Raw genomic sequence first — 23,263 nt, 5'->3', positions numbered from 1 at the left:
CTCGTGGACACCTTCGCGCTGATCGTGACCATCGGTGTCGCGCTCGGCTTCACGTACACCAACGGCTTCCACGACTCGGCGAACGCGATCGCGACCTCGGTCTCGACGCGGGCGCTGACCCCGCGTGCGGCGCTCGCCATGGCCGCCGTGATGAACCTGGCCGGTGCCTTCTTGGGCAGCGGAGTGGCCAAGACGGTCAGCAAGGGGCTCATCGAGACGCCGCACGGCAACCGGGGCATGTGGATCCTGTTCGCCGCGCTGGTCGGGGCGATCGTCTGGAACCTCATCACCTGGTACTTCGGCCTGCCGTCGTCCTCCTCGCACGCCCTGTTCGGCGGCATGGTGGGCGCGGCGCTCGCGGGCGGGATCGGCGTCATCTGGCACGGGGTGCTGGAGAAGGTCGTCATCCCGATGTTCCTGTCGCCCGTCGTCGGCCTCGTCGTGGGTTACCTGGTGATGGTCGCGATCATGTGGATGTTCCGCCGTTCCAACCCGCACAAGGCCAAGCGCGGTTTCCGCATCGCGCAGACCGTCTCGGCGGCCGCCATGGCGCTGGGCCACGGTCTGCAGGACGCACAGAAGACCATGGGCATCGTGGTGATGGCGCTGGTCATCGCCGACGTCCAGGGTTCGGGCGATCCCATCCCGATCTGGGTGAAGATCGCGTGCGCCGTCATGCTGTCGCTCGGTACGTACGCGGGCGGCTGGCGCATCATGCGCACGCTCGGCCGCAAGATCATCGAGCTGGACCCGCCGCAGGGCTTCGCCGCCGAGACGACCGGTGCGTCGATCATGTACACGGCTTCGTACCTGTACCAGGCGCCGATCTCCACCACCCATGTGATCACCTCCGCGATCATGGGCGTCGGGGCGACCAAGCGGGTCAACGCGGTCCGCTGGGGCGTCGCCAAGAACATCATCCTCGGCTGGTTCATCACCATGCCGGCCGCGGCCATGGTCGCCGCGCTGTGCTTCTGGATCGTGGACCTGGCCTTCGTCTGACCGGCGCCGCCGGCGATGACGCCGTCGCCGGCGATGGCGGCGATGACGGCGCCGACCGGCGACGAGGCGGTACGAAGGCGGGCCGGCTCCCCCCACCCAGGGGGAGCCGGCCCTTTCGCCTTGCGGTGGCACCGCCATGCAGCACCGCAGGACGCTCAGTACATCCGCGGGGTCCGGGTCTAGCCGAAGCGGCCCGAGATGTAGTCCTCGGTGGCCTGGACGGACGGGTTGGAGAAGATCCGGTCCGTGTCGTCGATCTCGACGAGCTTGCCGGGCTGGCCGACCGCGGCGAGGTTGAAGAAGGCGGTGCGGTCCGAGACGCGGGCCGCCTGCTGCATGTTGTGCGTCACGATGACGATCGTGAAGCGCTCCTTGAGCTCGCCGATCAGGTCCTCGATGGCAAGGGTGGAGATCGGGTCGAGCGCCGAACAGGGCTCGTCCATCAGCAGGACCTGGGGCTCGACGGCGATGGCGCGGGCGATGCACAGGCGCTGCTGCTGGCCGCCGGAGAGGCCGGAGCCGGGCTTGTTCAGGCGGTCCTTGACCTCGTTCCAGAGGTTGGCGCCCTGGAGGGACCGCTCCACGATGTCGGACAGCTGCGACCTCTTGAAGTTGCCGTTCAGGCGCAGACCGGCCGCCACGTTGTCGAAGATCGACATGGTGGGGAAGGGATTCGGGCGCTGGAAGACCATGCCGACGGTGCGGCGGACGGCGACCGGGTCGACGCCCGGGCCGTACAGGTTCTCGTCGTCCAGCAGGACCTTGCCCTCGACACGGCCGCCGGGGGTGACCTCGTGCATGCGGTTGAGGGTGCGCAGGAAGGTGGACTTGCCGCAGCCGGACGGCCCGATGAAGGCGGTCACGGAGCGGGGCTCCACGGTCATCGAGATGTCGTCGATGGCCTTGTGGTTGCCGTAGAAGGCGGACAGGCCGCTGACGTCGATTCGCTTGGCCATGAGGGGTCACTTCGCTTTCATACGGTCGCGCGTCAGCGACCGGTCTTCGGGGCCTTCCAGCGGGCGATGCCGCGGGCCACCAGATTGAGGATCATGACGAAGGCGATCAGGACGAGGGCTGCGGCCCATGCCCGGTCGTAGGAGGCTTCACTGCCGACCTTGTACTGCTCCCAGATGTACAGCGGGAGCGAGGACTGGGCGCCTTCGAAGGGGTTCCCGTTGATCAGCTGCGTACCGAAGACCAGCAGCATGATCGGCGCGGTCTCGCCGGCGATGCGGGCGACGGCCAGCGTCACGCCGGTGGCGATGCCGCCGATGGCGGTGGGGAGCACGACCTTGAGGATCATGCGCCACTTCGGCACGCCGAGGGCGAGCGCGGCCTCGCGCAGCTCGTTCGGGACGAGCTTGAGCATCTCCTCGGTGGAGCGGACCACGACGGGCATCATCAGGATCGACAGGGCCATCGAGCCGGCGAAGCCGGAGGGGCCGAAGCCGAGCATCAGGTTCCAGGTCGTGAGGATGAACAGACCCGCGACGATGGAGGGGATGCCGGTCATGACGTCGACGAAGAAGGTCACGGCCCTGGCGAGCGAGCCACGGCCGTACTCGACCAGGTAGACGGCGGTCAGCAGGCCGACGGGCGCGGCGATCGCGGTGGCCAGGCCCACTTGCTCGATGGTGCCGAGCAGCGCGTGGTAGACGCCGCCGCCCTTCTCGAAGCTGGTGATGCCGTTCATCGAGTGGCTGAGGAAGTCGCCGTCGAGGGCGTTCATGCCGCGGCCGACGGTGGTCCAGATCAGCGAGAGCAGCGGGATGACCGCGAGGAGGAAGCAGACCCAGACGACGGAGGTCGCGACGCGGTCCTTGGCCTGGCGGCGGTTCTCGACGACCGAGCTGGCGAAGTAGGTGATCGTGACGAACAGCAGGGCCGCGAGCAGCCCCCACTGGATCTTGCTCTGGAGGCCGAAGACGGCGCCGATGCCGCAGCCGAGGGCTATGGAGAGGGCCGCGATCGCGGCCGGGGCCCAGCGGGGCAGGCCGCCGCGGGTCAGACCGGAGGGGGAGGCGGACCCGGGCGCCCGGGCGGGCCGCTGGTCCTGGATGGTGTGGCTCATCAGGCGTTCGCCCCCGAGTACTCCTTGCGGCGGGCGATGATCATGCGCGCTCCACCGTTGACCAGCAGGGTGAGGAGGAAGAGGACCAGACCGGAGGCGATCAGCGCGTCGCGCCCGAACTCGTTGGCCTCGTCGAACTTCGCGGCGATGTTCTGCGCGAAGGTCCCGCCGCCGGGGTTCAGGATGTGGCCGGAGATCAGGAAGCTCGGGGACAGGACGGTGGCGACCGCCATGGTCTCGCCGAGCGCGCGGCCGAGGCCGAGCATGGAGGCGGAGATGACGCCGGAGCGGCCGAACGGCAGCACCGACATCCGGATGACCTCCCAGCGGGTCGCGCCGAGGGCCAGGGCGGCTTCCTCGTTCGTGCGCGGGACCTGGAGGAAGACCTCGCGGCTGACGCTGGTCACGATCGGCAGGATCATGATCGCGAGCAGGATGCCGACGGTGAAGAGCGAGCGGGCGACGCCGACCTGGGTCTTGTCGAAGACGTAGGTCCAGCCCATGTACTCGTCGAGCCAGAGGTTCAGGCCGCCGAGGTACGGGACGAGGAAGAGGGCGCCCCAGATGCCGTAGATGATCGACGGCACGGCGGCCAGCAGGTCGACCACGTAGGCGAGGGGGGCGGCCAGCTTGCGCGGCGCGTAGTGCGAGATGAAGAGGGCGATGCCGACGGCGATCGGAACCGCGATGACCATCGCGATGATCGAGCTGACGACGGTGCCGAAGAGCAGGACGGCTATGCCGAAGACGGGCGGGTTGGCCGACGCGTTCCAGTCGAAGGTGGTGAGGAAGTTGCCCTCGTTCTTCGACAGCGCGAGCGTGGCGCGGTAGGTGAGGAAGACGGCGATCGACGCCATGATCACCAGGAGCAGGATGCCGGAGCCCTTGGAGAGCCCGGCGAAGATCTTGTCACCGGCGCGGCCGGTGGATCCTGCGCTCGTGGTGACCGGCGGAGCCTGGTCAAGCGAGGTGGGTGTGGTGGAAGCCATGGTCTTTCCGGTCTGGACGGGGGCGAGCCCCCTGGCGGCGGTGCACCGGATCCCCCGGGTGGAAGGGGGAGGGTCCCCGGGGGCGGGTCCGGTCCGGACGGGGACCGGACACCGCGCCCCGAGGCTCACTCGTTCAGCGACTAGGACAGCGACTTGATGACTTCGCGGACCTTGGTGTTGATCTCGGCCGGGATCGGCGCGTAACCGTTGTCGGACAGGACCTTCTGGCCGGCGTCCGAAGCGGTGTAGTTCAGGAAGGACTTGACGGTGGGAAGGGTCTCCGCCTTGTTGCCCTTGTCGCAGACGACCTCGTAGGTGACCAGGACGATCGGGTACGCGCCCTCGGCCTTGGTCGTGTAGTCGAGCTTAAGCGCCAGGTCGGAACCGGTCCCGGCGATCTTGGCGGCGGCGATGGCCTTCGAGGCGCTCTCGGCGGACGCCTTCACCGGGGCGGAGGCGCCGGTGTTGATGTCGACGGTCTTGATGTTCTGCGAGGTGGCGTAGGAGAGCTCGAAGTAGCCGATCGCGCCGTCCACGGCCTTGACCTGGGAGGCGACACCGGCGGAGCCGGACGCGGCCTGGCCACCGGGGGCCGGCCACTTCTTCGCGGCCTCGTAGCCCCACGCGTCGGGGGCGGTGGCCTTGAGGTACTTGCCCAGATTCTCGGTGGTGCCGGAGTCCTCGGAGCGGTGGAAGGCCTGGATGGCGGTGGCGGGGAGGGTGACGCCCGGGTTCAGCTTCTTGATCGCCTCGTCGTCCCACTTCTTGATCTTGTCGTTGAAGATCGCGGCGAGGGTGGGGGCGTCGAGGTTCAGCTTGTCCACGCCGGCGACGTTGAAGCCGATGGCGATGGGGCCGCCGACCATGGGCAGGTTGATGCCCTGGCCGCCGGTGCAGACCTTCTTCGAGTCCTCGACCTGCTCGGGCTTCAGCGCGGAGTCCGAACCGGCGAAGCCGACGGTGCCCTGGTTGAAGGCGACGATGCCCTCACCGGAGGAGGACGACTTGTAGTTGACCTCGACGCCGGAGCAGGCGGACATGTAGGCCTTCACCCACAGGTCGACGGCGTTCTTCTGCGCGGAGGAGCCGGAGGCGAGCAGCTTGCCCTTGGCGTCGTCGCACTTGATGTCGCCGGGAGCGGGGGCGGAGGCCTTGCCGCTCGCGGAGGAGTCGGCCTTGGTGTTGTCGTCCGAGCCGCACGCCGTGAGGACCAGGGCGCCGGACACGACGAGCGCCCCGAGGGCGGAGGCACGAAGCATGCTCTTGCGCTGAAGCTTCACTTTCGGGTGTTCCTTCCAGAAGCCGCCGGCCGCTTTCTTTGTCGGGGCGGCGTGCGAAGAGGACTACGGGTGGGTTGGTGTGGCGCGGTCTTGCGCGGTGCGCGGTGCGCGGTGTGCGGTGTGCCGTGACCGGGGCCTTCACCTTGCGGTACTGAAATTAGGCAGAACAGGTGAAGCGGTCGACGGGGGTTGGTGAACGGGGGGTGAACCGTGGCGGACGGCCCGGTGCGGGTGGGGGGGCTTGTACCTGGGCGTAACGGGACGTTACCCGCACGTTATGCCGCCGTGACTTTGCCCCGGCCGTCGGGGTGGTGGTGGGGGTGGCCGGATTCCGACGCCGCGCGCCCCGCCGCGGCAGCCCGGCGGTGCGCTCGGCTGCGGCGCCGCTGCGGGGGCCGGCCCCCGAGCCCCCGCGCCTCGATCGCCGGCGGGGCTGGGTGGGTGCGCCTCGATCGCCGGCGGGGCTGGATAAGCGGGGCTGGGCCCCCGGGTGGGAGCCCGGGACTCACGGGGTCCGGGGCGGAGCTCCGGGGAACGGGGGAAGGGCGGGTAGGGGACAGCCCCGCAGGGCCACCCGCACCGGCCCGGGGGCCCTGGGGACCGGCGGACGGAGTCCGGCGGCACGGCGCGCCGGGGCCCGCAGGGGATCCCCACCGGCCCGCAGGGTGCCAGGGGGCGCCGCCCCGGGATCCGGCGGACGGAGTCCGGCGCAGTGGGCCGAAGCCCGCAAGGCGCGCCAGGGCCGTGCGGTGCAAGGGGCGCGTTGAGAGGGGTGCCCCGCCAGGGCCGAGGGGCGCGAGGGCCGCGTTGAAGAGGGGCGGGCGGCGTCAGGAGAGGCAGGGGACCAGCGCCTCGAAGCTGTGGCGGGCCGCCTCGACCGCGTGGCGCTGGTCCGCGTGGAGGACGCCCAGGGCGTAGGCCGTGGCCGGGGCGATGCGCGGGGTGCGGGCCGCCGTCGCGGAGGCGGCCGCGGCTTCGGACGCGTCGCGGTGGCGGTCCAGGGCCTCGCCGGCCACCGCCAGGCGGCTGACTTCCCCGCCCAGCGCCTCCCGCGCGTACCGGTGCACCCGCAGCAGCCTCCGCACCTCGTGCCAGGCCCCGTCGTCCTGCGCGGAGTACGGGGAGTGCCGCGGCGGCAGCGCCTCCACCGCCGCGTCCAGCCGGGTCCGCGCCACCTCCGCCAGCGGGACGAGCACGTCCTCGACCCGGCCCCGGGCCGCGACCGGGTCCAGCGGCACCTCCGAGGCGAGGACCGCCACCGCGTCCGCGACCGCGTGGAAGCGGGAGGAGCCCAGCGCGGACAGGGTCGCCGAGTGGGCCCGCGTCCGGGCCAGGGTCAGCTGGCGCTCCAGCAGCGCGCCCGCCCGCGCCGAGCCCACCGCCAGGGACCCCGCGCCGCTCGCGCCCGAGAGCCGGTGCAGGGCGTCCATCAGCCGTGACAGCCGGGCGGCGTACGCGTGCTCGTCGGCCAGGGTCGAGGACAGCCAGACTAGCTCGGTGCGCAGCCCGTCCGCCCAGGAGGACTCGGCCACGGCGCGGAAGGTGGTCAGGGAGGAGGCGATGCGGCGCGCGGCCCCCCGCAGGCCGCGCGCCGCATCGCCTCCTTCCGCGGGACCGGTGCCGCCGGCCGCGCTCTCCTCGTGCACGCGCAGCGCCCGCAGGAAGGCGGTGGCCTGGGAGCGCAGGTACGTGCCGAGCACGTCGCCCGCCGTCGCGGCCCCCGTCATAAGGTCATGGTCATGGTTTGGCTGAGCCACGCCGGCGCCTCCGGGCGTCTATGAGCGTCTCCTGTACGTGCCGCAGCGGCTGGCCTTCGGAGTCGGTGCTGTGCCGGGTCCATTCGCCGTCCGGGCCCAGGTGCCAGGAGGCGGTGTCGTCGGACATCCCGGTTTCCAGCAGCCGGTCCAGTGCCGTGCGGTGGGCCGGGTCGGCGACCCTGACCAGTGCCTCGATACGGCGGTCGAGGTTGCGGTGCATCATGTCGGCGCTGCCGATCCACACCTCGGGTTCGCCGCCGTTGCCGAAGGCGAAGACCCGGGAGTGTTCGAGGAAGCGGCCGAGGATCGAGCGGACCCGGATGTTCTCCGACAGCCCAGGAACCCCGGGCCGTACGGCGCAGATGCCGCGGACCCAGATGTCCACCGGTACGCCCGCCTGGGCGGCCCGGTAGAGGGCGTCGATCAGGGCCTCGTCGACGATGGAGTTCATCTTGAGCCGGACGTACGCGGGGCGGCCGGCCCGGTGGTGGTCGGCCTCCTTGTCGATGCGGGCGATGAGCCCGTCGCGCAGTGACTTCGGCGCGGTCAGCAGCCGGCGGTAGGTCTCGCGCCGCGAGTACCCGGAGAGCCGGTTGAAGAGGTCGGAGAGGTCCGCGCCGACCTGCGGGTCGGCGGTGAGCAGGCCGAGGTCCTCGTAGAGCCGGGCGGTCTTGGGGTGGTAGTTGCCGGTGCCGACGTGCGAGTAGCGGCGCAGCTGGTCGCCTTCCTGGCGGACGACGAGGGACAGTTTGCAGTGGGTCTTGAGGCCGACGAGGCCGTAGACGACGTGGCAGCCGGACTCCTCCAGCTTGCGCGCCCACTTGATGTTGGCCTGTTCGTCGAAACGGGCCTTGATCTCGACGAGGACGAGGACCTGCTTGCCGGATTCCGCGGCGTCTATCAGGGCGTCCACGATGGGAGAGTCGCCGGAGGTCCGGTACAGCGTCTGCTTGATCGCGAGGACATCCGGGTCGGCGGCGGCCTGTTCCAGGAAGGCCTGCACGGAGGTGGAGAAGGAGTCGTACGGGTGGTGCAGCAGCACGTCCCGCTCGCGCAGCGCCGCGAAGATGTCGGGCGCGGACGCGGACTCCACCTCGGCGAGGTCGCGGTGGGTGCCGGCGATGAACTTGGGGTACTTGAGCTCGGGCCGGTCCAGGGAGGAGATCCCGAAGAGGGCGGTCAGGTCCAGCGGGCCGGGCAGCGGGTACACCTCGGCGGCGCTGACGTTGAGCTCCTGCACGAGGAGGTCCAGTACGCCGGGGTCGATGGACTCCTCGACCTCCAGGCGCACGGGCGGGCCGAAGCGGCGCCGCATGAGTTCCTTCTCCAGCGCCTGGAGGAGGTTCTCGGCGTCGTCCTCCTCGACTTCGAGGTCCTCGTTGCGGGTGACGCGGAACATGTGGTGCGCGAGCACCTCCATGCCGGGGAAGAGCTCCTCCAGGTGTGCGGCGATGACGTCCTCCAGCGGGACGTAGCGCTGCGGCGAGGCCTCCAGGAAACGGGAGAGGAGCGGCGGGACCTTGACGCGCGCGAAGTGGCGGTGGCCGCTGACGGGGTTGCGTACGACGACGGCCAGGTTCAGGGAGAGGCCGGAGATGTACGGGAACGGGTGCGCGGGGTCCACGGCCAGCGGGGTCAGGACCGGGAAGATCTGGTTGCGGAACAGGGTGAAGAGCCGGGCCTGCTCCTTTTCGGTGAGGTCGGGCCACCGGATGAGGTGGATGCCTTCCTCGGCGAGCTGCGGGGCGATGTCCTGCTGGTAGCAGGCGGCGTGCCGGGCCATGAGCTCGCGCGAGCGCGTCCATATCAGGTCCAGCACTTCGCGGGGCTGCAGACCGGAGGCCGAACGGGTGGCGACGCCGGTCGCGATGCGGCGCTTGAGGCCCGCGACGCGGACCATGAAGAACTCGTCCAGGTTGCTGGCGAAGATCGCGAGGAAGTTCGCCCGTTCCAGCAGCGGGGTGGCCGGGTCCTCGGCGAGCTCCAGGACGCGTTCGTTGAAGGCGAGCCAGCTGCGTTCCCGGTCGAGGAACCGGCCGGCGGGCAGCTCGTCGCTGTCCTTGCCGTCGTAGGCGTCCGGGTCGGAGTCGAGGTCGGGCGCGAGATCCGGCGCGAGACCGACGTGGGGGCGGTGCGCGGCTATGGAGCCTATGCGCGTCTTCGCCGCGGGGGACGTGTGAGACGGGTGCTGGGCGGGGACCTCGGTGGGGCCTGCGCTGGGCTGGTGGCTCATGACTCCATTCTTCCGCGCGAGGGGAAGGACAGGCGCGTCGGACGGGTCGGCCGTCAGCCGGAGTCGCGGATGCATGGTGGGAGACTGGCAAGCGCTGCTTAATGGGCGGTGAATGGCGCATGGCTTCCAGGCTCCGCCTGGCGCACGAGTACGTCGCGGCCGGGGGCCGGCGCGGCGGGGCGCACGCCGGCCGTCACGCGGTGGCAGGCGCGCGGTACGGCGCACCTGCGCGCCCCCGGCGTACGCCTGCGGCCGCCCCCGCCTGCCCCGCCCCCGCCTGCGGTACGGGTCCGGGCGTACGCCTGCGCCCGCCCCCGCCTGCGGTACGGGTCCCGGCGTGCGGGGAACCGTACCGCGTGCGCCGGCGCGGCTCAGCTCTCCGTGCGGTACATCAGGTCCACCTCGTGGGTGGTGAATCCGAGGCCCTCGTACACGGCCAGGGCCGCCGGGTTGTCCGCGTCGACGTACAGCATGGCGGTGGGCAGGCCCGCCTCGGCGAGGTGGCGCAGACCGATCGCGGTGAGCGCCTTGCCGAGGCCGCCGCCCTGGGCGCCGGGACGCACGCCGACGACGTAGACCTCGCCGAGCTGCTCGTCGGCGTGGACCTTCGTCCAGTGGAAGCCGATCAGCTCGCCGTCGCGTTCGGCGAGGAAGAAGCCCTTGGGGTCGAACCAGGGCTGGCCCATCCGGTCGTCCAGGTCGCGCTGGACCAGGGCGCCCTGTTCGGGGTGGTGGGCGAAGGCGGCCGCGTTGGCGGCGAGCCAGGCCGCGTCGTCGGCGCCGGGGACGAAGGTGCGGACGGTGACGCCGGGCGGCAGGGCGGCTTCGGGCAGCGGCGGCGCCTCGGGGCCGAGGGGGCGGCGCAGCTGGCGCAGCTCGCGGAAGAGGGTCAGGCCGAGTACCTGTGCGAGGTGGCGGGCCGCGGGCTTGCCGCCGTGCGCCCACACCCGGATCCGCTTGCCGGAGGCGGCGAGCAGGGCCGAGCCGAGGGCCCGGCCGTGGCCGCGGCCGCGCAGTGAGGGGTCCACGACGAGTTCGGCGGCGGGAGCCTCCACCGGGTCGGTGTCCTCCAGTTGCCCGTATCCGGCGAGCCGTTCCCGGTCGGTGAGGAGGAAGTGCCGAATGCCTTCGCGGCGTCCGCCGCGGAGTTGGAGCCGGCCCTGTTCGGACACGGCGGTGGTGCCGTCGCTCCGCGCCGCGTCAGCGATCAGGGCCAGTACCGCGTCGGCCTGTTCCTCCGTCAGCTCGTCGAGGATGTCAATCTGCCGTCCCGGCTCAAGGGCCGCTGCTGCGTCAGTCATGACTCCACGGTACGACCGCAACCTGCCCGTAACCGATTAGGGCCTGACACGCTACGCGCGTTGACCTTAGGCTTCGGCGGACCTCCCAAGTTGTCTCGCTGTCCACAAAGGGGAACAAATGTCAGCGACGCCACAACGGCACCGCCGCGCCCGCCGGTTGACCTTCACCGCCCTCGCCCTCACGGCGGGGGCCGGTGCGATGGTCGCCGCCGCACTTCCGGCCGGTGCCGCCAGTGGTGGCGGTGCGCCCAAGAGCCGCACCGTCGACGTGCAGATGCTGTCGTTCAACGACTTCCACGGCACGCTGGAGCCCCCGCAGGGCTCGTCCGGCACCGTGAGCGAACGGCAGGCCGACGGCACCACCAAGGCCATACCCGCAGGTGGCGTCGAGTACATGGCGTCGGCCCTGCGCGAGGCCCGCAAGGGCCACGAGTACTCGGTCACCGCCGCGGCCGGTGACATGATCGGCGCCAGCCCGATGCTTTCCGGCATGTTCCACGACGAGCCGACCATCGAGGCGCTGAACAAGCTGGGTCTGGACGTCACCAGCGTCGGCAACCACGAGTTCGACGAGGGCAAGACCGAGCTCCGCCGCATGGCGTACGGCGGTTGCCACCCCGTCGACGGCTGTTTCGAGTACGGCAAGACCTTCGGTGGATCGCAGTTCCAGTACCTCGCGGCCAATGTGACGGACGAGAAGACCAAGCGTCCGTTGATGTCGCCCACCTTCATCTGGAAGAAGGGGGACGTGAAGATCGGCTTCATCGGTGTGACCCTGGAGGGCACCCCGGACGTCGTGACCGCCGAGGGGGTCAAGGGCCTCAAGTTCGGCGACGAGGTCGAGACGATCAACAAGTACGCCGAGGAGCTGAACAAGCAGGGCGTGAAGTCGATCGTCGCGCTGATCCACGAGGGCGGTCTGCCCGCGAGCGGCGCCTACAACTACGACTGCAATGTGCCCGGTGCGGGCGCGGGCATCTCGGGTGCCATCGTCGACATCGCGAAGAACGTCGACCCGAAGGTCGACGCGCTGGTGACGGGGCACACGCACCAGGCGTACGCCTGCAACATCCCGGACCCGGCGGGCAACCCGCGGATGGTGACCTCGGCGGCCTCCTACGGCCGGCTGTTCACGGACACCACCCTCACCTACGACCGGCAGACCAAGGACATCGTCCGTACGCCGGTCAGCTCGCCCAAGCCGGTCCAGAAGGTCGTCAGCCGGGACCTGCCGAAGGCCGCGGACATGACCGAGCTGATCCAGCGCTGGAACGCGCTCGCCGCGCCCATCGCGAGCCGCCCCGAGGGCTACATCTCGGCGGACGTGCCGGGCCGTGGCTCGGAGGCGCCGGAGAAGCCGCTCGGTGACCTGATCGCCGACGCCCAGCTGGAGGCGCTCGCGCCGGCCGACAAGGGCGGTGCCCAGCTCGCGGTCATGAACCCGGGCGGCATCCGCGCGGACCTGGCCTACAAGGCCGCCGGCGGCGAGGGCGACGGCGTGGTGACGTACGGGGAGTCGTACACCGTCCAGCCGTTCACCAACATGATGAACGTGGTCGACCTGACCGGCGCCCAGCTGATCACCGCGCTCCAGCAGCAGGTGTCCGGGCCGGTCAACGGGCCCAACCCTAAGATCCTGCAGGTCTCCAAGGGCTTCACGTACACGCTGGACCTGACGAAGGCGGGCGCGGACCGCGTCGTCGTGGACTCGGTGAAGCTGAACGGTGCGGCGATCGACCCCGCCAAGACCTACCGGGTCGCGATGAACGAGTTCCTCGCGGGCGGCGGCGACGGCTTCACCGTCCTCAAGGAGCACAAGAACAAGCTGGTCGGCGCATCCGATCTGGACTGCTTCAACGCGTACCTGAACAAGTCCTCGGCGGCGGCCCCGATCGCCCCGCCGGCGGCGGACCGGATCACGGTCGTCAAGTAGCGGGCAGTACGACCAGGGGCGGTGGGCCGGGTGGCCCGCCGCCCCTGCGGCGTTACTGCGGCTTCTGCTGCGGCCTTCGCCGCGGCTTTCCGGGCCGCGGGCTTTCCGCGGTATGTCCCCGCGGCGGGCTCAGAGGCCGGCGAGGAACGTGCGTACCGCCTCGTGGAAGCCATCCGGGTCCGTGAACGGCACGAAGTGGTCCCCGTCGAGGGGCGCGTACGAGGTCCCCGGCCGCCGGGTGACCATCGCGTCGGCCGTCTCCTGCGGGAGCGTCTGGCTGTGGGTGGCGTGGACCAGCAGGGCCGGGCAGGTGCCGGCGAGCCAGCTGTCCCAGTGGTCGCCGCGGCAGGCCTCGGCGGAGTCGACCATGTCCTGCGGGTGGAACGGCAGCCGCCAGCCCTCGCCGCCGGGGAGCGGGCGCAGTGCCTGCCCGACGAACTGGGAGCCCACCGGTCCGGCCGCGGCGAGGAGCTCCTCGCGGGTGGGGGCGGTGTACCGCATGCCCCCGAGGAACCCGAAGAGCCCTCCCGCCGTGTCGGGTTCGATCTCCACCGTGGCGTCCACGTTGACGAGCGCGCCGACCCGGTCCGGGTGGGCGGCGGCCAGCTGGTAGGCGTTGATGCCTCCGAGGGAGTAGCCGAGGACGGCGACGGGCTCGTCCAGGCCGAGGTGGTCGAGGAGCGCGACGGCGTCGCGGACGTACCCGGCGCGGCCGTAGTCGGCGGCCCGGTCGGAGTCGCCGTGGCCGCGCTGGTCGGGGGCGATGACCCGCCACCCGTCGCCGAGGACGTCGGCGAGGCCGGCGAAGGCGAGGCCCTCGGACATGCCCCCGTGCAGCGCGAGCAGCGGGCGGCCGGGCCCGCCGAAGTCGAGGTAGGACAAGGCACGGCCGTCGATCGTCAGCGTGTGGCGCATGGTTCCGCTCTCCCCTGTGAGGCCTTCGGTTACGGGTATGACCCTGCCAGGATTTGGGCAAGCGCGCAATACATACGTCTTGGGCGCTTGCCCAAGCGGGGGCGCGGATACGATCCCGCCATGGGAAATCGCGAGGACCTGCTGGCCGGAGCGCGCCGCTGCCTGGAGGAGAAGGGGTACCTGCGCACCACCGTGCGGGACATCGCATCGGCCGCGCAGGTGAGCATGGCCGCCATCGGCTACCACTTCGGATCGCGTGAGGCCCTGCTCAACCAGGCGCTGTCCGCGGCCATGGACGAATGGGCGGCGTCGGCGGGCCGGCTCGCCGGACGGGGGGACACCGCCGCGGAGCGCTACGCCGACATGTGGGACCGCAAGATCGCGGACTTCGGCGAGATGCGCTGGCTGTGGACGGCCTCCGTCGAGGCCTTCGTGCACGCGCAGTCCTCGCCCGCGCTGCTCGCGGTCCTCGCCGACGACCAGCGCCGGTCCCGCCGGATGGTCGCCGCCCAGTGGCGGGGCGTGCCGCAGGAGGAGGTCGCGGAGGAAGACGTACGGGGCCTCGGGTCGGTACACCTCGCGCTGCTGACCGGGGTGATGGTCCAGTGCCTCACCGACCCCGAGCAGGCGCCGAACGGCCGCGAGCTCGCCCAAGGCCTGCGCGCCATGGCCGAGTTGCTCGAAAAATGACCCGTACCGACGGGTAGTAAAGGCCGCTGCCGCACGCCATACTCCGGTCCGACCACTGGACCGGAAAAAGGGGCGGGCATGGCACTGGATCGGCGTGGATTCCTCACCGGGGCGCTGGCGGCGGGCGCGGGCGCCGCGATGACACTGGGCGCCGCGGCCCCGGCATCGGCCCGCACGGCCCCCGCAGCGCGCGCCGCGCTCGGCACCCAGGACTGGATGGCCGGCCTCGCCGACTCCACCCCGCTGCAACGGATGACGATCCCCGGCACCCACGACTCGGGCGCCACCAAGGGCGGTCTCTACGTCGCCTGCCAGAACACCTCGATCGCCCAGCAGCTCGACTCCGGCATCCGGTTCCTCGACGTCCGCTGCCGCGTCACGGGCGGCTCCTTCGCCATCCACCACGCGGCGTTCTTCCAGGACCTGATGTTCGGCGACGTCCTCGTGGCCTGCTGGAACTTCCTCGCCGCGCACCCTTCCGAGACCGTCCTGATGCGGGTCAAGCAGGAGTACTCCGGGGAGAGCGACGCGACGTTCCGGGCCGTCTTCGACGACTACCTCGACAACCGCGGCTGGCGGCCGCTGTTCCGGATAGCCGACGCCCTGCCGGGCTCGCTCGGCCAGGCGCGCGGGAAGGTGGTGCTGCTCGCCGACAACGGCGGACTGCCGGGCCTGCGGTACGGCGACGGCAACGTCTTCGACATCCAGGACGACTACAACGCCGAGCCGTTCGCCAAACGCGGCAAGATCGAGGACCAGTTCCGCCGGGCCGCCGGGCAGCCCGGCAAGCTGTTCGTGAACTACACCAGCACCGCCGCGTACATGCCGCCGCGCTGGAACTCCGACCGGCTCAACCCGCAGGTCCAGGGCTTCGTCGACGGCGCGGAGCTGGCCGGCCGGACCGGGCTCGGCATCGTCCCCATGGACTTCCCGAACACCCGCTCCGGCCTGGTCGCCTCACTGATCCGGCACAACTGACGGCGGCGGCGGGGTCTGCGCAGCCGGTCCCGGCGGCGCGGGCGGCGGCGTCGGAGCGCCCGGGATGCGGAGCACCGCCTCCGTGCCCGGGCCGCCGTCCGCCGGGGCCCGCAGTTCGGCGCTGCCGCCCGCCCGGTCCGCCGTACGGGCCACTATCGACAGGCCCAGCCCGCTGCCGGGCAGGGCGCGGGCCGAGGGGGAGCGCCAGAACCGCTCGAAGACGTGCGGGAGGTCGCCGGCGGGGACTCCGGGCCCGTGGTCCCGTACGGTCAGCTCCCCGTCCCGCAGGGCCACTTCCACCGCGCCGCCCGGCGGACTGAACTTCACCGCGTTGTCCAGCAGGTTGACCACCGCCCGCTCCAGCGCGGCCGCCTCGCCCCGTACGTACCAGGGCCGCAGGTCCGAGCCGAAGACCAGCTCGGGACCGCGCAGGCGCGCCCGGGACAGCGCGGTCTCCGCGATGTCGTGCAGGGCCACCACCTCCAGGCGCACGTGCGCCGCGGCATCCGGCCGGGACAGCTCCTGGAGGTCCCCGATCAGCGCCGCCAGTTCCGTCATCTGCGCCTTGACCGAGGCCAGCAGCTCCCTGCGGTCCTGCGGCGGGATGGCCCGGCCGGTCTCCTCGCTGCGCGCCAGCAGTTCGATGTTGGTCCGCAGCGAGGTCAGCGGCGTGCGCAGCTCGTGGCCGGCGTCCGCGATGAGCTGGGCCTGCCGGTCGCGGGAGGAGGCCAGGGCCGCCGTCATCGAGTTGAACGACCGCGACAGGCGGGCGATCTCGTCGTCGCCCTCGTCGGGGATCCGTACGGTGAGGTCCTCGGTGCGCGCGATGTGCTCCACGGCGCCGGTGAGTTCGTCCACGGGCCGCAGCCCCGTCCGCGCCACCCACAGCCCCGCCACACCCGCGCCGACGACACCGACGCCCGAGACGAACAGCAGCACCCAGGCCAAGGTGGACAGCGGCCTGTCGACGTCGGCGAGCGGCTTGGCGACCGAGATGGCGACGGTGCCGCCGACCGGCCCGCTGACGGTCACCGGCTGGGTGTAGACGCGTACTGGCGTGCCCTCGGTGGTACGGCCGTCGTACAGCACGGGCCCGCGCCGGCCCTGGGCGACCTGGAGGTCGTACGAGGTGACCGGGAGGGTGTTCTTGCCGTCCACCCAGCACCGCCCGCCCGCGGGCAGCACGATCTGCACCTGGGCGCTCAGGTTGTTGACGATGGCGCCGGGCACCTTCTCGCGGCAGCCGACCTCCGACAGCGTCTGGTTGGCCTGCGCGCTGGCGTTGGTGGAGCGCAGCGAGCTGTCGAGCTGGTCCCGCAGCTGCGTACGGACCATGAACCAGCTGACGACGGCGACGGCCGCCACGGCCACCGCCACCGCCACGGTCACCAGCAGCGCCAGCCGGGAGCGCAGAGGCAGGGCGCGGAACCGGTTGACCGGGCTCATTCGGGTCCGCTCTCACCGGCGCGCAGGACGTACCCCACCCCGCGCACCGTGTGCACGAGGCGGGGTTCGCCGCCCGCCTCGGTCTTGCGGCGCAGGTACATGACGTACACGTCGAGGGAGTTGGAGCTGGGCTCGAAGTCGAAGCCCCAGACCGTTTTCAGGATCTGCTCGCGGGTCAGGACCTGGCGGGGGTGGGAGAGGAACATCTCCAGCAGCGTGAACTCCGTACGGGTCAGCTCCACGGGCCGCCCGGCACGGGTGACCTCGCGGGTGGTGAGGTCCATGCGCAGGTCGCCGAAGGCGAGGCCGTGCTCGGGCTGTGCGCCGCCGGCCGCGGGTGCGGCGTAGCCGCTGCGGCGCAGCAGGGCGCGGACCCGGGCGAAGAGCTCGTCCAGCTCGAAGGGCTTGACGAGGTAGTCGTCGGCCCCGGCGTCCAGCCCCGTGACGCGGTCGCCGACGGTGTCGCGGGCCGTCAGCATCAGGATCGGGGTGGTGCTGCCCGAGGCGCGCAGCCGGCGGGCGGCGGTCAGACCGTCCATGCGGGGCATCTGGATGTCGAGGACGATCAGGTCGGGGGCGTACGAGGCCGCCTTGTCGAGGGCGTCGAGCCCGTCGACGGCGGTCTGCGCCGCGTACCCCTCGAAGGCGAGGCTGCGGCGCAGGGCCTCACGGACGGCCGGCTCGTCGTCGACGACGAGGACGCGCTGGGGGTCGCCTTCGGCGCTCCCGGCAGTCGTTGCAGCCATGGTCGGGTCCCCCAGGGTGGTGGTCGGTCGGTGATCGGCGGCTCCCCCAGGCTAGGTCAGTAGGAGTTGAGGCCGCTGTCGTCGCTGCCGCCGTTGTCGGTGCCGTTGTCGGAGCCGGTGCCGGTGCCGGTGCCGCCTTGGCGGAGGGAGGACAGGTCGCCCTTGACCGTGTTGACCGGGATGGCGAAGCCGAGGCCGACGCTGCCGGCGCCGGAGCTGTCCGCGGAGGGCGAGTAGATCGCCGAGGGCATTCCGACGATCTCGCCGTTCATGTTGACGAGGGCGCCGCCGGAGTTGCCCGGGTTGAGGGAGGCGTCGGTCTGGATCGCCTTGTACGAGGTGTTGTCCTTGCCGGTGTCGCCGTTGAACTGCCGGCCGTCGAAGGAGAACGGCCAGCCGTCGCCGCCCTGGCGGCGCTGCGGGGCCTGCCCCTCGGACTTCGGGACGCTCACGTCCCGGTTCAGCGCCGAGACGATGCCGCTGGTGACGGTGCCGGTGAGGCGGTCGGGGGAGCCGATGGCGACGACCTGGTCGCCGACGCGGAGGTTGTCGGAGTTGCCGAGGCGGGCCGGCTTGAGGCCGGAGGCACCCTGGAGCTTGATGAGCGCCAGGTCCTTGGCGGGGTCGGTGCCGAGGGTCTTGGCGGCGTACTTCTTGCCGTCGCTCATCGTCACCTGGATCTCGGAGGCGCCGGCCACGACGTGGTTGTTCGTGACGATCTCGCCGTCGGCGGTCAGCACGATGCCGGAGCCGGTGCCCTGGCCGGAGCCGGTGCGGGTGTCGATGCGGACGACGGAGGGGCTGACCTGTTCGGCTACGCCGGCGACGGTGCCGGTGCTGGACTGCGAGACGTTGGTGCCGGTGAAGGCGCCGGGGCCGGTGCCGTGCTGGGCGAGCAGGCCCTCCACGGCGGCGGCGGTCCCGCCGCCGACGAGGGCGGCGGCCAGCGCGACGGCGGCCAGCAGGGCGACGGGGCGGCGGGGGCGGGGTGCGGCGGCCGCCGGCGGGTACGCGGGGGGCGGCGGGTACTCCTGCGGGTAGTCGCCTTCGCGGCGGAAGCTGTCGGTCATGTCTCAGACTGTGTCCCCGGATGATGAGAGCATTCTGAGCCCAGCCTGAGAAGCCCGACAGAACCGCGTATGCCCGATATAAGGTCCCGCCCCGCCCGGGGGCCTGGGGGGCGTTCGTGTGCGGCGCCGTTGCGGGGGCCGGCCCCCGAGCCCCCGCGCCTCGGTCGCCGGCGGGCTGGGTGGGTGCGCCTCGATCGCCGGCGGGGCTGGGTGGATGGGGCAGGGGCCCTGGGAGCGTTCGGGTGCGGCGCCGTTGCGGGGGCCGGCCCCCGAGCCCCCGCGCCTCGGTCGCCGGCGGGGCTGGGTGGGTGCGCCTCGATCGCCGCGGGGCTGGATGGGGCGGGCCGGGGCCCCGGCTGGGAGCCCGGGGGCTCGTGGGGGTCCGGGGCGGAGCTCCGGGGAACGGGGGAAGGGCGGGTAGGGGACAGCCCCGCAGGGCCACCCCGCACCGGCCCGCACCTCAGCGGGCACCGGCCCGGGCAGCGGCGGACGGTATTCCGGCGGCGCGGCGCGGCGCGCCGAGGATCCCCACCGGCCCGCAGGGTGCCAGGGGGCGCCGCCCGGGGATCCGGCGGACGGAGTCCGGCGCAGCGAGCCGAAGCCCGCAAGGCGCGCCAGGGCCGAGGGGCGCGAGGGCCGCGTTGAAAAGGAGCTAGCGGCAGCCGCAGGAGCGGCGGATGACCAGGGCCGAAGGGAACTGCTTCAGCCGCTCGCGCCGGGAGCCCGCCACCCGCAGCGCGTCGTCCAGGACGAGATCCACCGCCGCGCGGGCCATCGCCGGCCGGTCCGAGGCGATCGTCGTCAGCGGCGGGTCCGTCAGCGCCGCTTCCTTGACGTCGTCGAAGCCGGCCACCGCCAGTTCCCCCGGCACGTCGATCCGCAGCTCCCGCGCCGCCCGCAGCACACCGATCGCCTGGTCGTCCGTCGCGCAGAAGATCGCCGGGGGCCGGTCCGGCCCCGACAGGACCTCCAGGGCCACCTTGTACGCGTCGTAGCGGTTGTACGGGGCCTCGAACAGCCGGCCCTCCACCGACCGCCCGGCCTCCAGCATCGCCCGGCGCCAGCCCTCGACGTGGTCCGCGACCGGGTCGCCCACCGACGGGGTGTTCTCGACGCCGCCGATGCAGGCCACGTAGGGGTGCCCGTGTTCCAGCAGGTGCCGCGTCGCGAGCTGCGCGCCGCCGATGTCGTCGGTGATGACCGCGACGTCGTCGATCGCCTCGGGCCGCTCGTGCAGCAGCACGATCCGCGCGTCCCACGCCTCGATCTCCGACGCCGCGCGCTCGCTCATGCCCTGGCTGACCAGGATCAGGCCCGACACCCGCATCCCGAGGAAGGCCCGCAGGTAGTGGACCTCGCGCTCGTCGCGGTAGTCGGAGTTGCCGACCAGCACCATCTTCCCGCGCTCGGCGGCGGCCTGTTCGACCGCGTGGGCCATCTCCGCGAAGAACGGCTGCCGCGCGTCCGGCACGATCATGCCTATGAGGTCGGTGCGCCGCGAGGCCATCGCCTGGGCCACCCGGTCTGGCCGGTAGCCCAGGTCCTTGATGGCGGCGAGTACACGCTCGCGCGTGGCCGGGGCAACCGGCCGGGGTCCGTTATTGATGACGTAGCTCACGACGGCGGTAGAGGTACCCGCAAGTCGCGCCACGTCATCCCGCGTCACCTTGGCCACGCGCGGCAGTCTACGCGGGGTGACCTACCTCTGGGCAGGGCGTCCTGCCGACTGGACCGTTACCGGTGCTTCCTCCATACGGGGGAGGGCCGAGGCCGCCTGGGCCGCCGCCTCCGCGGCCGCCCGTTCCACCTTCTCCGGCGTGACGAAGCGGTAGCCGACGTTGCGCACCGTACCGATCAGCGACTCGTGCTCGGGGCCGAGCTTGGCGCGCAGCCGCCGTACGTGGACGTCCACCGTGCGGGTGCCCCCGAAGTAGTCGTAGCCCCACACCTCCTGGAGGAGCTGGGCGCGCGTGAAGACCCGGCCCGGGTGCTGGGCGAGGTACTTGAGCAGCTCGAACTCCTTGAAGGTGAGGTCCAGGACCCGGCCCTTGAGCTTCGCGGAGTACGTCGCCTCGTCGACCGACAGGTCACCGTTGCGGATCTCCATCGGGGAGTCGTCCGACCCCAGCTGCTGACGGCCGGTGGCCAGCCGCAGCCGCGCCTCGACCTCGGCCGGTCCGGCGGTGTCGAGGAGGACGTCGTCGATGCCCCAGTCGGCGGTCACGGCCGCGAGGCCGCCCTCGGTGACGACGAGGACCAGCGGGCAGCCGGGCCCGGTGGAGCGCAGCAGCTGGCACAGCGAGCGCACCTGCGGGAGGTCGCGGCGGCCGTCGATGAGGATCACGTCGGCGCCGGGCGTGTCCACGAGGGCCGGGCCCTCCGCGGGGGCGACCCGGACGTTGTGCAGCAGCAGGCCGAGGGCGGGCAGCACCTCGGTGGACGGCTGCAGGGCGTTGGTGAGGAGCAGGAGCGAGCTCATGCCCGACCACCTGCCCGGGTCGGGTGGTCGTGCACGTCGTGCTCGTGCACGGTTCGCTGGTCCATCACTCGGTTCCTCCTCGGTCCCGTCGAGGACTTTCGCGGCACTGCTTCGTACGACTTCGTGCGGCGCCTGCCCGGTCCCCGCGCCCTGAGGCCCGGACGGCACCTGTTCTCGGTCCGTTCAACGTGCTGAAAGCACAAAAGGACCCGGGGGCAACATTGCCCGGATCCTCTGCACCGCCAGGATAGCCCACCGGCCCTTTCGGGGCCGAGGTTCCATCTGATCCCTCTTCTGTGGTTCCCGCCACGCCGGGCATCCGGCGGGAGGCGTCATCATGGAGGCCGACGGCAGAGAGCCGACGGTAGAGCCGACGAGGGGAGCAGCAGTGGCAACCGGGACCATCCGCTACTGGGCGGCGGCCAAGGCCGCGGCCGAGACGGCGGAGGAGCCGTACTCGGCGCGCACGCTGGCCGAGGCACTGGACGCCGTGCGGGAACGCCACCCGGGTGAACTGACCCGGGTCCTGCTGCGCTGCTCCTTCCTCGTGAACGACGAGCCTGTGGGCAAGCGCCCGCACGATGCCGTCCTGTTGACGGAAGGGGGCACCGTCGAGGTGCTCCCGCCGTTCGCGGGCGGGTGAGCGGGAGCCGATGAGCAACTCCGACGAACGACAGCCGCAGCCGCAGGAGCCGCACGAGCCGCACCGGCAGCCCCGCGGGCGGCACGGGCGGCCCGCGCAGGACGGGCAGCACGGGCAATACGGGCACGAGCAGGACCCGTACGGCACCCAGACCTGGCAGTCCGACACATGGGAGACCGGCTACCAGCCGGTGCAGCAGGCCCCGCAGCCGCCCGTCCCGCCGCTGGGCGGGGTGCCGGGCCGGCAGCAGCCGCCCGTGGCGCCCGAGGGGTGGTTCCGCGAGGAGGCCCCGGCGGGGCCGGGTCAGGTGCCCGCGTCCGAGTGGGCCGCCGAGACCGCGTACCTGCCGCCGTACCGGGAGCAGGCCCCCGCGCAGCCGCAGCCGCAGCCACACCAGCCCCCGCCGCAGCAGCCCGTGGCGCCCGATGGGTGGTTCCGCGAGGAGGCACCGGCGGGGCCGGGTCGGGCGGCCGCGTCCGAGTGGGCGGCCGAGACGGCGTACCTGCCGCCCGTGCGGGACGACGCCGGCCCGCAGGGCTGGTACCGCGAGGAGGCCCAGGCCGCCGCCCCGGGTGGGAACTGGGCCGGGTCCACGGCCTACCTCCCGCCCCAGGCGGCCGCTCCCCAGGCCCCGGACGCCGCCGCCACCGCGTACTTGCCGCCGGTTCGCAACGACGACGCCGCCGCCACCGCGTACTTGCCGCCGGTTCGCAACGACGACGCCGCCGCCACCGCGTACTTGCCGCCGGTTCGCAACGACGACGCCGCCGCCACCGCGTACCTGCCACCGGTCACCGATGCGACGCGTCCACCGGCCGCGGCCCCGCAGACCGCGCCCGGTGCGCCCGCCGTGCCCGGGGAGGAGCCCGAGTATTCGCCGCCCACCCTGGCGGGGAACACGCTGCGCGCCGTCGACCCCGCCCAGGCCCGCGCCGAGGGCCGGTCGCCGATCATCGACCCCGGCCCGCAGTCGGCCGTGCTGACCGCTGCCCTCGGGCTGCTGCTGGCCGGCGCCGCCGCGCTCGGCGACCTCGCGCTGCTCGTTCCGCTGATCGCCCTCCAGGGGCTCACCGCCGCCGGCTGGTTCCGCCTCAACGGCATGTGGCCCGCCCGCCAGGGCATCGTGCTCGCCTTCGCCGGAGCCGTCGTCGCCGACGCGGCGGTGCTCGCGGTGGACGACGTGTACGGCCCCGGCGCGATCATCGGCACCCTCGGCGCCTGGGTGCTGCTGACGCTGGTCCTCCAGCTGCGCAGCCACGCCGAGCCCGACGAGCGGATGTACGGGCTGATGGCCTCGGTGGCCTCCGCCGCACTCGCCATCGTCTGCGCCGGGTACCTGGCCGCCGGCTCCCAGGCCGTCAGCGTCGGCGCCGCCGCCGTGGCGGTCGCCGTCTTCGCCCGCGCGCTGCCGCTCCCGGCACCCGCCTCCGTCGCCGTCTCGCTGGCCGCGGCGGCCGGCGCGGGCATCGCGGTCGGCACGCTGAACGGCCTCGGGGCGGGCGGGGCGCTGGTCGGACTGGCCGCCGGTGTGTGCGCGCTGGTCGGGCTGCGGGTGGCCGCGTACGACTACCCGTCGAAGTTCGTCCACATGACGGCCGGTGTCGCGCTGCCGCTCGCGGCCGCCGCCCCCGCCGTCTACCTGATGGGCCGGGTGGTCGGCTGACCGCCGTGCTGACGGCGGCCACATGGCCGGACATGGTCAACTAGAGCGCACGTACCGATCAGTAGGG

The 23,263-nt window shown here is 72.3% G+C and carries 19 protein-coding genes; 6 read left to right on the top strand and 13 right to left on the bottom strand.

The genetic code is table 11. The features are described from left to right. Window positions 1-3: 3 nt before the first annotated feature. On the top strand, window positions 4-1,002 hold the full coding sequence (locus ACIA6C_RS10885) for an inorganic phosphate transporter (protein WP_361138295.1): 999 nt from the start codon (window positions 4-6) through the stop codon (window positions 1,000-1,002). Window positions 1,003-1,181: 179 nt separating this feature from the next. On the opposite strand, the gene pstB is transcribed toward ACIA6C_RS10885, so the two are convergent. From pstB to mshD, 7 genes are all read right to left on the bottom strand, one after another. Further along, window positions 1,182-1,958, bottom strand: coding sequence for a phosphate ABC transporter ATP-binding protein PstB (pstB, locus tag ACIA6C_RS10880; protein WP_399274378.1), 777 nt, complete (start codon window positions 1,956-1,958; stop codon window positions 1,182-1,184). 32 nt (window positions 1,959-1,990) lie between these two features. Continuing rightward, the gene (gene pstA, locus ACIA6C_RS10875; RefSeq protein WP_366081687.1) at window positions 1,991-3,073 is read right to left on the bottom strand and encodes a phosphate ABC transporter permease PstA; all 1,083 of its coding nucleotides are present in this window, start codon (window positions 3,071-3,073) and stop codon (window positions 1,991-1,993) included. Continuing rightward, window positions 3,073-4,062 (bottom strand): phosphate ABC transporter permease subunit PstC, encoded by a 990-nt coding sequence (gene pstC, locus ACIA6C_RS10870; protein WP_399274376.1) that lies wholly within the window; start codon window positions 4,060-4,062, stop codon window positions 3,073-3,075. Before pstC ends, pstA begins: the two co-directional genes overlap by 1 nt. A gap of 140 nt (window positions 4,063-4,202) precedes the next feature. Then, window positions 4,203-5,342: a phosphate ABC transporter substrate-binding protein PstS gene (pstS, locus tag ACIA6C_RS10865; RefSeq protein ID WP_399274374.1), complete on the bottom strand. Its 1,140-nt coding sequence runs from the start codon at window positions 5,340-5,342 to the stop codon at window positions 4,203-4,205. Window positions 5,343-6,169: 827 nt separating this feature from the next. Then, window positions 6,170-7,069, bottom strand: a complete 900-nt coding sequence (locus ACIA6C_RS10860; protein WP_399274372.1) for a CHAD domain-containing protein — start codon at window positions 7,067-7,069, stop codon at window positions 6,170-6,172. 10 nt (window positions 7,070-7,079) lie between these two features. Next, window positions 7,080-9,332 carry an RNA degradosome polyphosphate kinase gene (locus tag ACIA6C_RS10855; protein ID WP_361138287.1) on the bottom strand — a complete coding sequence of 751 codons (2,253 nt, stop codon included), beginning with the start codon at window positions 9,330-9,332 and terminating at the stop codon, window positions 7,080-7,082. Window positions 9,333-9,703: 371 nt separating this feature from the next. Further along, window positions 9,704-10,633 (bottom strand): mycothiol synthase, encoded by a 930-nt coding sequence (gene mshD / locus ACIA6C_RS10850; RefSeq protein ID WP_399274370.1) that lies wholly within the window; start codon window positions 10,631-10,633, stop codon window positions 9,704-9,706. Between the two features lie 118 nt (window positions 10,634-10,751). Between mshD and ACIA6C_RS10845 the strand changes: the two genes are divergently transcribed. Further along, entirely contained in the window at window positions 10,752-12,566 is a 1,815-nt protein-coding gene (locus ACIA6C_RS10845; protein ID WP_399274368.1) for a bifunctional metallophosphatase/5'-nucleotidase, read from the top strand. Between the two features lie 129 nt (window positions 12,567-12,695). On the opposite strand, the gene ACIA6C_RS10840 is transcribed toward ACIA6C_RS10845, so the two are convergent. After that, a complete protein-coding gene (locus ACIA6C_RS10840; protein ID WP_399274366.1) occupies window positions 12,696-13,481 on the bottom strand; it encodes an alpha/beta fold hydrolase in 786 nt (261 codons plus the stop codon). A 120-nt stretch (window positions 13,482-13,601) separates the two neighbouring features. On the opposite strand from ACIA6C_RS10840, the gene ACIA6C_RS10835 reads away from it, so the two are divergent. Both ACIA6C_RS10835 and ACIA6C_RS10830 read left to right on the top strand, forming a co-directional pair. Then, window positions 13,602-14,171: a TetR/AcrR family transcriptional regulator gene (locus ACIA6C_RS10835; protein WP_399274364.1), complete on the top strand. Its 570-nt coding sequence runs from the start codon at window positions 13,602-13,604 to the stop codon at window positions 14,169-14,171. A gap of 78 nt (window positions 14,172-14,249) precedes the next feature. Continuing rightward, complete coding sequence (locus tag ACIA6C_RS10830) at window positions 14,250-15,149, top strand: phosphatidylinositol-specific phospholipase C (RefSeq protein WP_366082286.1); 900 nt, start codon at window positions 14,250-14,252, stop codon at window positions 15,147-15,149. Here ACIA6C_RS10830 and ACIA6C_RS10825 read toward each other — a convergent pair. The 5 genes from ACIA6C_RS10825 to ACIA6C_RS10805 all read right to left on the bottom strand — a co-directional run bounded on the left by ACIA6C_RS10825 (window position 15,129) and on the right by ACIA6C_RS10805 (window position 20,890). Then, window positions 15,129-16,595, bottom strand: coding sequence for an ATP-binding protein (locus ACIA6C_RS10825; protein ID WP_399274361.1), 1,467 nt, complete (start codon window positions 16,593-16,595; stop codon window positions 15,129-15,131). The genes ACIA6C_RS10830 and ACIA6C_RS10825 overlap by 21 nt on opposite strands. Next, window positions 16,592-17,341: a response regulator transcription factor gene (locus ACIA6C_RS10820; protein WP_366082288.1), complete on the bottom strand. Its 750-nt coding sequence runs from the start codon at window positions 17,339-17,341 to the stop codon at window positions 16,592-16,594. The genes ACIA6C_RS10825 and ACIA6C_RS10820 overlap by 4 nt, the downstream gene beginning before the upstream one ends. A gap of 56 nt (window positions 17,342-17,397) precedes the next feature. Next, a complete protein-coding gene (locus tag ACIA6C_RS10815; protein ID WP_399274359.1) occupies window positions 17,398-18,411 on the bottom strand; it encodes a S1C family serine protease in 1,014 nt (337 codons plus the stop codon). Window positions 18,412-19,063: 652 nt separating this feature from the next. Next, window positions 19,064-20,086 (bottom strand): LacI family DNA-binding transcriptional regulator, encoded by a 1,023-nt coding sequence (locus ACIA6C_RS10810; RefSeq protein WP_136213703.1) that lies wholly within the window; start codon window positions 20,084-20,086, stop codon window positions 19,064-19,066. Window positions 20,087-20,110: 24 nt separating this feature from the next. Next, complete coding sequence (locus ACIA6C_RS10805; protein WP_361138271.1) at window positions 20,111-20,890, bottom strand: response regulator transcription factor; 780 nt, start codon at window positions 20,888-20,890, stop codon at window positions 20,111-20,113. 388 nt (window positions 20,891-21,278) lie between these two features. Here ACIA6C_RS10805 and ACIA6C_RS10800 point away from each other — a divergent pair, with 388 nt between their 5' ends. Both ACIA6C_RS10800 and ACIA6C_RS10795 read left to right on the top strand, forming a co-directional pair. Beyond that, window positions 21,279-21,533, top strand: a complete 255-nt coding sequence (locus ACIA6C_RS10800) for a MoaD/ThiS family protein (RefSeq protein ID WP_190187233.1) — start codon at window positions 21,279-21,281, stop codon at window positions 21,531-21,533. A 10-nt stretch (window positions 21,534-21,543) separates the two neighbouring features. Beyond that, window positions 21,544-23,196 carry a hypothetical protein gene (locus tag ACIA6C_RS10795; protein ID WP_399274356.1) on the top strand — a complete coding sequence of 551 codons (1,653 nt, stop codon included), beginning with the start codon at window positions 21,544-21,546 and terminating at the stop codon, window positions 23,194-23,196. Window positions 23,197-23,263 lie beyond the last annotated feature (67 nt).

It is taken from the genome of Streptomyces sp. NPDC051578, from assembly GCF_044454045.1.
Taxonomy (GTDB): domain Bacteria; phylum Actinomycetota; class Actinomycetes; order Streptomycetales; family Streptomycetaceae; genus Streptomyces.
The sequence above is the reverse complement of the archived record's forward strand: the minus strand, read 5'-3'. Positions and strand labels throughout refer to the sequence as shown.